Annotated in this window: 10 protein-coding genes; 5 read left to right on the top strand and 5 right to left on the bottom strand. The window is 46.5% G+C overall.

Going from position 1 to position 10,827, the window contains the following annotated elements; translation table 11 throughout:
* Positions 1-210 precede the first annotated feature (210 nt).
* Positions 211-1,140, top strand: coding sequence for a Fic family protein (locus tag HMPREF9444_RS08775; protein WP_009144064.1), 930 nt, complete (start codon positions 211-213; stop codon positions 1,138-1,140).
* A gap of 142 nt (positions 1,141-1,282) precedes the next feature.
* Here the strand turns inward: HMPREF9444_RS08775 and HMPREF9444_RS08770 are convergent, their stop codons facing one another.
* Genes HMPREF9444_RS08770 through HMPREF9444_RS08755 form a run of 4 tightly spaced genes read right to left on the bottom strand, consistent with a single transcriptional unit; the run spans position 1,283 to position 5,563 of the window.
* Positions 1,283-2,041, bottom strand: coding sequence for an SPFH domain-containing protein (locus tag HMPREF9444_RS08770; protein ID WP_009144063.1), 759 nt, complete (start codon positions 2,039-2,041; stop codon positions 1,283-1,285).
* A 26-nt stretch (positions 2,042-2,067) separates the two neighbouring features.
* On the bottom strand, positions 2,068-3,192 hold the full coding sequence (locus HMPREF9444_RS08765; protein ID WP_009144062.1) for an SPFH domain-containing protein: 1,125 nt from the start codon (positions 3,190-3,192) through the stop codon (positions 2,068-2,070).
* A 17-nt stretch (positions 3,193-3,209) separates the two neighbouring features.
* Positions 3,210-3,602 carry a hypothetical protein gene (locus HMPREF9444_RS08760; RefSeq protein WP_009144061.1) on the bottom strand — a complete coding sequence of 131 codons (393 nt, stop codon included), beginning with the start codon at positions 3,600-3,602 and terminating at the stop codon, positions 3,210-3,212.
* 50 nt (positions 3,603-3,652) lie between these two features.
* On the bottom strand, positions 3,653-5,563 hold the full coding sequence (locus HMPREF9444_RS08755) for an autotransporter outer membrane beta-barrel domain-containing protein (RefSeq protein WP_009144060.1): 1,911 nt from the start codon (positions 5,561-5,563) through the stop codon (positions 3,653-3,655).
* Positions 5,564-5,967: 404 nt separating this feature from the next.
* On the opposite strand from HMPREF9444_RS08755, the gene HMPREF9444_RS08745 reads away from it, so the two are divergent.
* On the top strand, positions 5,968-6,918 hold the full coding sequence (locus HMPREF9444_RS08745) for a hypothetical protein (protein ID WP_009144058.1): 951 nt from the start codon (positions 5,968-5,970) through the stop codon (positions 6,916-6,918).
* A 41-nt stretch (positions 6,919-6,959) separates the two neighbouring features.
* Here the strand turns inward: HMPREF9444_RS08745 and HMPREF9444_RS08740 are convergent, their stop codons facing one another.
* Entirely contained in the window at positions 6,960-7,439 is a 480-nt protein-coding gene (locus HMPREF9444_RS08740) for a hypothetical protein (protein ID WP_009144057.1), read from the bottom strand.
* Positions 7,440-8,180: 741 nt separating this feature from the next.
* Between HMPREF9444_RS08740 and HMPREF9444_RS08735 the strand changes: the two genes are divergently transcribed.
* The 3 genes from HMPREF9444_RS08735 to HMPREF9444_RS08725 all read left to right on the top strand — a co-directional run bounded on the left by HMPREF9444_RS08735 (position 8,181) and on the right by HMPREF9444_RS08725 (position 10,823).
* Positions 8,181-9,530: an AAA family ATPase gene (locus HMPREF9444_RS08735; protein WP_009144055.1), complete on the top strand. Its 1,350-nt coding sequence runs from the start codon at positions 8,181-8,183 to the stop codon at positions 9,528-9,530.
* A 67-nt stretch (positions 9,531-9,597) separates the two neighbouring features.
* Positions 9,598-9,903: a hypothetical protein gene (locus HMPREF9444_RS08730; protein ID WP_009144054.1), complete on the top strand. Its 306-nt coding sequence runs from the start codon at positions 9,598-9,600 to the stop codon at positions 9,901-9,903.
* Positions 9,900-10,823, top strand: a complete 924-nt coding sequence (locus HMPREF9444_RS08725; protein ID WP_009144053.1) for a YqaJ viral recombinase family protein — start codon at positions 9,900-9,902, stop codon at positions 10,821-10,823. Before HMPREF9444_RS08730 ends, HMPREF9444_RS08725 begins: the two co-directional genes overlap by 4 nt.
* Positions 10,824-10,827: the final 4 nt, after the last annotated feature.

The raw sequence follows: 10,827 nt of genomic DNA, 5'->3' as shown, positions 1-10,827 counted from the left end.
AAAATCATGTCCAACTTTTTGTCCGCACCCCCATAATAATTGAAGCTGTCTGTCTTTAATAAGCTTTATAAGATAAAAAATGCCTGATTACTCTTTTGAATACGATTTTGAGTTTATACACCATACAGCTATTTTTTCTTCAGAAGAAAAAGCAATACTTCAGATGTTAACAACTGTTGTAAATTATCTGCTTTTTTAAATGATCAGAGTTTGGTAAATAAATTAGGGTTTGAATTTGTTTACACTTCGGCAAAAATTGAAGGCAGCACCGTATCCCGTAAAGATACTTCTATCATTTTGGATACCGGAACGGCAACCAGCGGAATACCGATTAATGATGCTGTTATGATCTTAAATTTAGATCAAGCTTATAAATATATCTTAAAAAATAATTTGATACCGGATTTACATACAATGAATGAAGTTCATGTTTTATTAGCATCCGGTTTGTTAAAAAATCCACGAGATGTAGGAGAAATGAAAACACGCGATAATTGGGTTAACGGATGTAATTATCATCCTCTTCCTCCAGGATCAGTTTTAAGAACAGAAATAGAAAATGTGTTTTCAATATATAAAACATTAAAAGATCCGTTTGACCGGGCATTATATCTGCATAATAACATTGCCTATATGCAATATTTTGCAGATTGCAATAAGCGCACATCCCGCTGTATGCAGTTTATTTCAATGAAATATGATAATGTCATGCCGTTAATGCTTTTAGATAAAGATGATAAATCTCTATATGAAAAATATATTGATGCTTTAGTGGAGTACTACACCACCGGAAGTTATGAAAAATCTAAAAGATATTTTATTGACAATTATATAACCATGGGAAATTTCATTAAAAATTCGGAAATAAATCAGGATTTAGATAAATATATACAACATCCGTATATGGTAATTTCCTGCCAAGACCCAAAAACGTGCGAACAGCTTTCTAGCATTGCTAAAGAAGTAGGTATTAGATCCAAAGCACTTAAACACTATTTTTTAGTTGAACCTGAAATTCTTAAAGTTTCACAAATCAATCTTTCAGCTTGTCAAGTATATGAGTCAATTAAGCATTTCTTTATAAAAAGAGAACTTTCAGAACAAAATAAAAAATTATTTTTATGTACAGACAATAAATAATCTGTTAAAAACTTTCTAATCATCTAATTACTGTATTAAAGTCAGATAAATAATAAAATGACGAGTAGTCAAATGCTAGTCGGCTTTAATAAATTAAAATTTATGTCTATTTTTTATATTTTATTTTTGATGTATTTACTTCCTAAAAGCTCATAGAGCGCAGCGCGGCGTTCACGCCCTGATGCGCGAAATATTTGATGCCAAGAGCGATATCGTAAATAAGCCCGCTGTCTTCCTTGACGAAATATTTGCTGTAATCAGCCGACAACCTTTGGGGATTAAGCTGCCATTTAAAAGAGATCTTAAAGTTGATGATTTTTCTGTCGGCGCTGCGGGATAAAGGTGAGAATTCACTAGCGCTTATCGTGGTCGTATGCGGCGCTAAATCGGCGTATACGAATGAGGAAATAAGCGGAGTCCTAAAATGCAGTCCTGACTCAAGCGTGGTTTGATACGTGTCCCAACGGTACAGGATGGCGCATTTACCGCTTTTTTCCGGTATGATGCTAAAAGCGATTAAACCGGCCGCGGGTAGGAAACACAGCGCTAAAAGAAGAGCTTTTAGTGCTTTTATTACAGCGCCCCGATCTTTTAAGTTTCCGGTATTAAGCTTCTTAGCTTGGTATAGGTAAACGGTCAGCGCGATATGCAGAAGTGACAGGGAGAAGAGAACAAACTGCAAAACCTCCATCAAGTAGGCTGTGACGGTAAAGCGCCAAAGTTCGCGCCACAGACACACGACTATCCACGCGCCGCAGAAAAAGGCGGTATTGTTATGCAGCCATTGTAGGAAATTAAAGCGGCCGGGTTGTAGCAGCGGCCTGATAACGGCGTAGAGAATAAAGCCGATAAGCGCGCAGCAAAACGCGATCTCAAATCCCAGCATGATAAATTGCCTCATTGCTGATTACTCCTTTATGCCTAAACCTAGTCCTTTGATCGCTTGATATTTAATAGCGGTACTAAGGATTGCCCGTCGCTTTGCACCACGGTTTCAGGTACGCTGCCGTCCCATTTTTCGATGGCAAAGAGATCGATTAAACGCTCATTCTCTTTTAAAGCCTTACCCTTAGCGGTAATGGCGGCGGCCTCTTCACGGGCTTTAACCTTGATTTGATAAGCGACGGCTTCGGCTGTTACTTTGGTTTTATAGGCGTCGGCATCGGCTTCGACTTTACGTCGATAGGCCTCGGCGCCGGCCTGCAGACGGACGGCCCGATTCTTGGCCTCAGCTTGCGCTACCTGCTGCTGCGCTTCGATTTGGATACGCTCCAGCTCGTTTTTGGCTTTCTCGACTTCCTGTTTCTTCTGCGCCGTTTCCTCAATTATCTTTTCATAAGACGCCGAGAAATTGATGTCTTCAAATTGAATGCTGATAATGTTGATGGGATATTGCCGCAGCTGTTCGCGTAAAGTCGTCTCGATGTCGTTATCAAGTTTGGCGCGGTTTTGCACAATCGTCTGCGCGGTATAGCGACCCAGGATGGCTTTGGTGCTCTGCTGCACGAGCGGTGCCACCACATTGGCAAAAATCGTACCTGCCTGCTCGGCCCCGAAATACTTGTAAACCTCACTGATTTTGCCTGAGTTGTAAATCCAGGTGACGGAAATGCGATAGCTTTCGATTATTTGCTGATCGTAGGAGTAAGCGCTGAGCACTCCGGCGGCGTTCTCCGGTTCCTGTGTGCCGAAAGTAGTCTTTTGGACGCGGGTCGAGTAGCGTTTAACCGAATCGATGAAAGGAACTTTAAAGTGCAGCCCTGGATCTGCGGTTCGGAATATTTCCCCGAAGCGCAGCACTACGGCTTTTTCGCCTTTGTCAACGGTGTAAACGCTGCAGAAGATTGTGATAAATAAAAAGATAAAGCCCAGCGTGCCCGCGATAACGGGCTTTTGGTTTTTAAATGAAACAGTCATGGCTGACTTCCTTGATAAGTGACGGTTGGAAGTTGAAGAAGATGCCGCCTTTTCTGTGAAATGAGAAAAGGCGACTACGGCTAAAGCGATTACAACGCTTAACGGAACGATGATCAGGAATAGGTTGTGACCCATAGTTTTTACCTGTGGTTTTACGGTTGCGGCAGGGACGGGTTTTCATTCAAAGTGAAAAGTGACATAGCCCCTGCCTGCAACACTATGATAGAAATGTAAAAAAACAAGAAAGAAGAAAAGTCATGGTATTTGCGGCGGTAGCAATAGAGCTCAATAATGAGAACGGCTGCAGCTGCTGCGGAGACGGCAACCCAGGCTTTAAAGGGTGTGCCGTCTGCTCTCGGGGTGCTCAGAATGCCGAGGTTAAGCCCGAGCGGCGGCAACAGGCACCAAGTAAGTGATACTGCTATATAGGCGATGTGGCATGCTGTAGCCCTGGCGTAATTGCCTTTTTCCGCAGCTGTCAGGGCGCAGAATGCTGCGATGAAAGGGCCAACGATAATACCGATGACAAATAGTGTGGCGAACATTGTTTTCCTCAAAAATGGCCCCGGGCTTGCCGGAGCCGTAAGGGACAAGATTAGAAAGTGTAAAGGCCGATAAGGCTGCCTTGGACACCGCGGCGATCGCCGACGTAACCTTTGGCGCCTAAATTTATCTGCACTTTGTCATTAGGTCTGAAAGCGACACCGACCTCAGCAATGCCGGAGGTTCCTTCAAGCGACGGCATGTCCAATGCCACGCCGCTGATGGCGCTCTCGGCGTCGCCGTCAATTACCTGATCGACGGCAAGGCCGACATAACCTTGGGCAAACTCGTTTAAATAACCGTTAAGTCTAGTGCCCAGGCGCAGAGCGTGAGTGTTGACCGCGTCAATCTTGAACCTCTCGCCGTCAACCTGCGTGTCGTCCGAATCGGTATAGGTGTAGGTATAACGCCCGTAGATATCAAGGTTTAAGGTATCGGAGAAATCGATGACGTAGCCTCCGCCCAGATGCGCGCCGACATAGAGCTGATCGATGTCGTAAGAGGCGATGCCCTCGGCGTAGCTGCCGTCAAAATCGGTTGAGGTATTGCCGATATGCAGGCTCGCGTCCAGGTAGGTATTGCCATCAAACTCATAGCGACCGGCGACGCCGATACCGTAGTAATCATGATCGGCATCGGCGCTTACGCCGTGCACGTGTGAAGTGGAGGCGCCGTAACCGAGCTCGGCATAAACCGCCGAGGTAAGGGCGCCGTTGTTGCCCGCGATGCCGACCAGGGCATGGACGGAGGACAGATCGACATGCGAGCCGGTCTGATATTCGCTGTAGCCGCCGACAAGCGCGCCGAACGGGGCAAGGCCGTACACGTCAGCCGTAGCGTCGCGCATGGCTTTGATACCGTCATTGGCGATGAACTCGGCGCTTTGATTAACTAAGGCGGCGGCACCGAGCACCGCGTCGGACAGAGTGGTGACGTTCTCTTGGCTTACTTCCTGCGTCCTGGCAAAGAGGGATTCATCGTTAAGGGTAGCGTCGTTTAAGGTGCTGCCGATGTCGGTATCTCCCTCAACCTTGGCGCTCCAGGTGTCCTTGACGTAAATATCGTCGGACACAACCTTGGTCTCGCCGTTGATATTGATACCCTTGATATAGGCGTTGTCACTTACGGTGATGATGGTTTTACCTTCCCGGTAATTGACAAGATTTACGGTAGTGTCGGCCAAGTCGACCTTGTTGTAGACATCGGTGACGCCCGGACCCTCAAAGAAGTTTTTGGCTGCGCCGTTGACGGTTAACGCGGCGGTTTTGCCGTCGGCGTTTTTAAGATCAAGATTGATGACGTTAAAAGCGGTAATGGTACCGACGGTAGCGGGGCCGTTAACGGTTAAAGTGTTGGCGGCGGCATTAGGATTAAAGATGTCAAATCCGGCGCCGATAACGGCACCGCTTACTTCCGCCCCGGCGCCTAAAATGACGGTATTGCCGGAAGTTTTTTCCGCGGCCCCGCCTAACACGCCGTAATCACCGACTTTGCCGTTTATGATTACGGTGTTGCCGTTGGCCGTGGTTAATGCCGCTCCTCCGACCACCTGACCTGAAATCAGGGCGGCTTTTTCAACGATTACGGTGTTGTTATTGGCCTGTCCGTTCGGAGCGAATCCGCCGTAGACGGTGTCTACCACGGATTTGCCGCTGACGGTAAGAGTATTGCCGTGAGCCATGCCGTTGTCAGTTGCGGTATAGCCGCCGAAGGCCTCGTCAAGTACGCCTGACTGCAGGTTCAGGGTGACGTTATTGGCAGAATTGGTGTTCTTGCCTCGCGGCCCGAACCAAGTTCCGGAAGCGGCGGCATCGGGATTATTTGCGGTTAACGCGTTTTCAATCGCACTGAGAGTGTAGTCGGCGGCAAAAGCGCCGGTGGTTGCGGTAAGTGAAGCCACAAGAATGGCAAGATAAGCTTTTTTAAGCATAGACTTTGCGCGTACGGTTTGTTTAACCATCATGGTTGAGTTCCCTTAAACGGTTTAAAAAATTAAAAATTTAGATTTCGCGCAAAATCTGTAATAAAAAGAGTATAGATAAAGATCTGCTATTTCAAGCGAGCGGATTTCCGGCGCGGCGGATGAAATTTTGCATTTGCTTATTTTTCAAAGATATAACTTTTCCGCCGCGGCAAATTGCAAATCGGTGCGGCGGAGACGGGATTTTTGTGTTAAGCATGTGATCGCTGTCACAATAAAAAATCATGCGCTTTTTGACTGCGGCGTCGTAAATCGTCCAACTTTTAAGTACATCCCAAAATTCTGAATTTCTGCTTTTAAGGTGCAATCTTTGCACCTGAACTTAGATCTATAGACACAGCGTTTTTGTCATAGTGAGACGGTCAGTATTTTTTGAGGATCTCTTTATGACAGAAACAATCAACAATCAGGAAGTAACTCCTGCAGACACACCGCAAACACGTCAGACCCCGGCAAGAAGCAGAGGAAGGGAACGTCGCCGCTCCGTACTTCCCGGTATGGAGGAGATGCGGCTTACGCGGGACGCTATCAACACGGAAATTACGCGTACCCGGGAAAGACGCGGCAATACGCGCGGATCGGGCCTTTATTTCGGTAAAAAAGCGCTGATTGAGCATTTGGATTCATTGGAAAAACAGCGCCGCAAGCTGCGCGAGAATTCTGACGAGGCGATTACGGTCGCCGACGCGATTAAAAAGGAGCGCTCCTTAAGTACGCCTCGCGCTGCCAGTCTGACCTTGCGTTTTGACGATCAGGCGGTGGAGGCCAGGGTTGTGCGTTATGTCACTACCTTAAACGATTCGGTGGCCACGCTTGAGCAATTGATCCCGATGCTTATTTCCGCTGATTTCGGCGGCCGCTGCGATCGGCTGATGCAGGTGGGCATCAATGAAATCAGCGCCAAGATTGACGCCTGCATGAATGACGTCAAGCGCTATTACACACAATATGCCCTGACGCTGCCGCGCATGGAGGACGGACAGAAAATCGAAATTTCAGGCTGCGCTTATGAATACGCCACAATTCGTCATCCGGTGATTTTTGACGTTTATTCCCCTTACGTCAAAAAATGGCTGCAGCAGGCCAAGCGTATTGATTTTATTTCCTTTTTGCTGTCGGTGCTTACTTATGAAACCCCGCTTGAGCAAAGCACGGTTCGCTCCACGGTATATGAATTAACCCGTATGCTCAAAGACTATGTGCGCATCATTGTCAATCAGCGCCGTTTGGCTTTTGCCGAGCTGCGCAGCAAGCGCACTTCCGATGAGGAAAAAACGGAAGAGAAGGTGTTTACGGAAAAAACTGATAATGACAATAGTGTTTCCGAAAAATCTTAATGTTAATAAGCAGTGCCGGACATAAATCCGGTACTGCTATGTTAACTGGCGCATTTCTCTTCGAATGTTTTTAGTGCTTGTGAAATACAATATTTGTCTATTGCTTCGTTTGTTCCGTGCAATGTCATTTTAGTATCTATACATATGCTGTTTTCAGGTATAACAACGAATATTTTTCCCATAATCTCAACAATATCAAAATCAGCTATTATTTCATTTGGCTTTAAGTGATTCTTATCGTAAGTAAAAGCAATTTGCGGACATAATGTATTAAATAGGATGTTTGCTATTTTCCATTTTTGCCAGTCAAATTCCTCTTGAGTATAAACAAGCTCAAGGATTTTATGTAAAAACAACAGATTATCATTATCGTTGTTATCATTCATAAAATTTTCTTCAGATTTACAATTATTCAGCAAATTTTGTAAATCAGATATAGTATCTATACTATTTAAATCCTCATTAGTGTTAATACCGCTTGAAGATTTTTTTAGATAAAAATCATTATTTAATAAAATCATATTTTTCTCCTGTAGAAAAAAATAAGTTGAATTTTTAAATATGAGATCTTTATATAAAATAAAAATTTTTTAAGCAACAAGGTTTAACAACATGAAATATCCTTTAATGGGGTTACCTATAGGTAACTTTGCGTAGAACATATTTAAAGGCTATTTAATACAATATTAAGTGATAAATTTTCTCAAAATTAAATCAGAGTAAAATCACTAAATTAATTTTTTAGCTAAACAAATCCGTCTGAATTCCGCCGTTTACATGTTTTTTTCTTATTTTCTTGCTGCTGTTTACGGGTTGTTTTTTGCTATACTGAAATTACCCAAAGCTTGGAATCGTTTTCCCGTTACCGTTCCGTCACGGCCCTGCTTACATGCGTAACCTATAGCGCATCCTTTTAGTAACTCTTTTGTATAAAAGTTCCTTTTATTCCCTTGAATCGGGACCTTCCCGTACCGCAAGATCCGAGTAAAAGCGGCTTGATGATTCGCACCGTTGTGCTTTCGTCATTGGCCACCGCTTGGAGGATAAGGCTGTAAGGTTGTAATCGACCCGGCTTTATCCTCAAGCCTTAATGAAGTCTTCGGCTAAGGCAAACCTTAGCCGAGGGTTTCATCCTTTAATTATCTCGTAAGAGACTGTCTCGGCAGTTATACCGTTAAGCAGCTGTTGCTGCTTGTTTTGTAGTCCTTAAGGGGCATTGTCCCCTAAGGACGGTGCTCCTTGTTTTTTTGAGGAGCATGTCTATGCTTAAATTAAATCTCTCCGCTAAAGCCGCTCTGTTAAACCTCATCGCGTCAACTCACGGATACCGGGCCTGCTGGTCTGAACGCAATGCCGCTAATTTTGATCAGATCATGGATCTCATCATTGCCGCGGCCACGCGTTCGGTCGAGCCGCCGCGCGATCCTAAATACGGTGACGTCTGGGCGGTAGTGGATCCGCAAACCGACAACGAGGTTGCGTTTCGCGTCTGTGTCGGATTCCGCACGCTTTTAACTCTGCTTGACGTTTTGAGTAAGGAAGAGCGTGATTTAATGCCGGAACGCCCGGTGTGGTATTCGCTGGTACTGACCAGCGATCCTGCCTATCAGGCCCTTATTCCGGATTTTGATCGGCTGTTCATCCCCAAGCCGCAGCACGTTAACCTGCTCATAGAAGTTCTTATGGCGGTTAACGAGCCGGGCTACGGCCGCGGCTATTACGGCTTCGGCGATAGCGGCGTCGGTAAAACCTCCACCGCCAGCTGGCTTTTTGCCGTGCTCGGCTACGCGGTTATTTCCTTTAACTGCAAAGCCAACATGGAGGTTGAGGAGCTTTTTATCCGCGTTTTGCCGACTCCTCATGTCGACGCTCCGGAAAAGGAGGTCAAAGGCGGAGCCGCGGCGCAAGCCTTAAACCGTTTGGCGGCGGCTACGGAAAAGAACAATTGGAGTCAAAGCTACGGTCCTCTTTTGGAGGCGGTGCTGCACAATGTCCCGTTCGTGGTCGATGAGCTTGACCTGGCTCCGCCGGAGCTGCTGCCTGCGATCAATAACTTGCTTGAGCGCCGCAATTTCGCGGTGGCGGGCTTTAAAGATCGCTTCGTGCGCGCAGGTTCAGGCTTTAAGTTCTTTGCTTTCGGCAATACGGGATTTTTAGGTGATTTATCCGGCAATTACCAAGGCCGCTCTTCTTTTGACGCTTCGTTTGCCGATAGGCTTTATATCGACTGTTATGAAGATCTCAAAAAAGAGGATTACCTTAAAATCATCAACCGCAATTTTGACGGTACGCGACTTACGCGGGAGATAAAGGAATGCTTTGCGTCCTTTGCCGCCATGCTGGTCGCGTCCAAAAACGAGGGCAAACTGCAGCAGAGTTTGTCGCCGCGTGCGCTCACCGCCCTGATAAGGCTGTACCTTTCCAACGCGGATTATTACAAATATCCGCTGATGTACGCTTTGGGCGTGACTATGGGATGTCTTATCGATCCGGCATGCCGCGAAACGGTGTTTAACGTTTTCACCTTAAGTTTCGCGCCGCTTGAGATCCAGTCATCCTGCGATGTTATGTACGCCGAGCGTGACGCGTTGCTGCAAAGCGATGCCGCCTAAGTGCCGTTTCCCATCTTAAGGGAGCAAGTCTCCCTTAGGGAGACGGGCTCCTTATAAGGAGTAAGCTATGTCAAAAAACAGCGGGGTCAACCGCCGCCTTAAAAACAATGAGGCATATATAAGATATTTTGATCTCGTGATTAAGCATTTGCGTCTTGGCCGGATCGGGCTTAAGGAGCGCAGGGGAGTGAATCTTTCCCTGTCCCTTGCCTGTAAGCCGCAGGAGACGGAGCGCTTTTTACGGAATTTAAAAGATGCGCACGGCTGCACTTATATTTCATGCCTTAATTCCGACGGATCGAAGCAGTACCGGGTATTAAGCTCTTTAGGCGCTATCGATATTCATACCGACAAGCCAAAGGAGTGCCTATGATGCTGCCTTTTACCGTAGTGCAGTGCGCGCAGCGTTCGCCCGAGTGGCAGCGCTTAAGACGGCTGCATTTTACCGCGACCGACGCGGCGCGGCTTTCCGGTCGCAAGGTCAGCACTGACGCTTTACTTAAAGAAAAGCTCGGTTTGGTGCCCGAGCCTGATTTGTCCCGCTCGCCTTATGTTCAGGAAGGTATTCTATATGAGGAGAAACTGCGCAAATTTTTAGTGCGCAGTTGTCCTTATCTTCTTGAGCCCGGAATGGACGATCTGCCGCAGTTCGTGGCCTTAAGCCGCGACGAGCCGTTTTTTATGGCTTCCCTTGACGCTTATTACATTAAGGGCCGCGAGGTGTTCGAGTTCAAGAACGTTTATTCCAAAAATCACGAACGCTTTGCCGACGTGATGTTAAACGGTCTTAACTCCAAAGTCGCGCGTGAGGGCAATTGGTACGATCAGGTGCAATGGCAGCTCATCTGTACCCATGCCGTAAAAGCCCGGCTTTACGTGCATCATTTCAATCCCGCAACCAAAGAGCATGAGCTGCGCCTTATCAATATCAAACCCGATCCTCAAAGGATGCGGGAATTGATAATGCTGGGTTTTGAGTTCAAACGCGCCTTCATCGACGCCGATCGCTTAAAACTGCAGCAGGACGCAAGCTCCTACGTCTATCCCCGTGAGGAGGCGGCGCGCTTTGGCGCGGTGATTGAAAAATACCGTCTGGCCGTAGAAAGGGGCAGACAGATGCAGCGCGAGTTCAAGCGTTGTCAGGACGAAATCGAACGGCTTAGGGGAGTTTTAATCAGCGCTTTATATAAACCTGATTATGACACCGTGATAGCCGGACCCGTGACTTTCACCAAAAGTGTCAAGCAGGGCAAAATCGATCCGCAGGGGGTGCGGACAAAAAGTTGGACATGATTTT

Source organism: Succinatimonas hippei YIT 12066, from assembly GCF_000188195.1.
GTDB classification, from domain to species: domain Bacteria; phylum Pseudomonadota; class Gammaproteobacteria; order Enterobacterales; family Succinivibrionaceae; genus Succinatimonas; species Succinatimonas hippei.
The sequence above is the reverse complement of the archived record's forward strand: the minus strand, read 5'-3'. Positions and strand labels throughout refer to the sequence as shown.

Excerpts from the sequence above, each read along its gene's own strand:
- HMPREF9444_RS08770 (WP_009144063.1), bottom strand. The coding sequence starts at position 2,041 with ATGAGGCAATTTATCATGCTGGGATTTGAGATCGCGTTTTGCTGCGCG.
- HMPREF9444_RS08765 (WP_009144062.1), bottom strand. The coding sequence starts at position 3,192 with ATGGGTCACAACCTATTCCTGATCATCGTTCCGTTAAGCGTTGTAATC.
- HMPREF9444_RS08760 (WP_009144061.1), bottom strand. The coding sequence starts at position 3,602 with ATGTTCGCCACACTATTTGTCATCGGTATTATCGTTGGCCCTTTCATC.
- HMPREF9444_RS08755 (WP_009144060.1), bottom strand. The coding sequence starts at position 5,563 with ATGATGGTTAAACAAACCGTACGCGCAAAGTCTATGCTTAAAAAAGCT.
- HMPREF9444_RS08745 (WP_009144058.1), top strand. The coding sequence starts at position 5,968 with ATGACAGAAACAATCAACAATCAGGAAGTAACTCCTGCAGACACACCG.
- HMPREF9444_RS08740 (WP_009144057.1), bottom strand. The coding sequence starts at position 7,439 with ATGATTTTATTAAATAATGATTTTTATCTAAAAAAATCTTCAAGCGGT.
- HMPREF9444_RS08735 (WP_009144055.1), top strand. The coding sequence starts at position 8,181 with ATGCTTAAATTAAATCTCTCCGCTAAAGCCGCTCTGTTAAACCTCATC.
- HMPREF9444_RS08730 (WP_009144054.1), top strand. The coding sequence starts at position 9,598 with ATGTCAAAAAACAGCGGGGTCAACCGCCGCCTTAAAAACAATGAGGCA.
- HMPREF9444_RS08725 (WP_009144053.1), top strand. The coding sequence starts at position 9,900 with ATGATGCTGCCTTTTACCGTAGTGCAGTGCGCGCAGCGTTCGCCCGAG.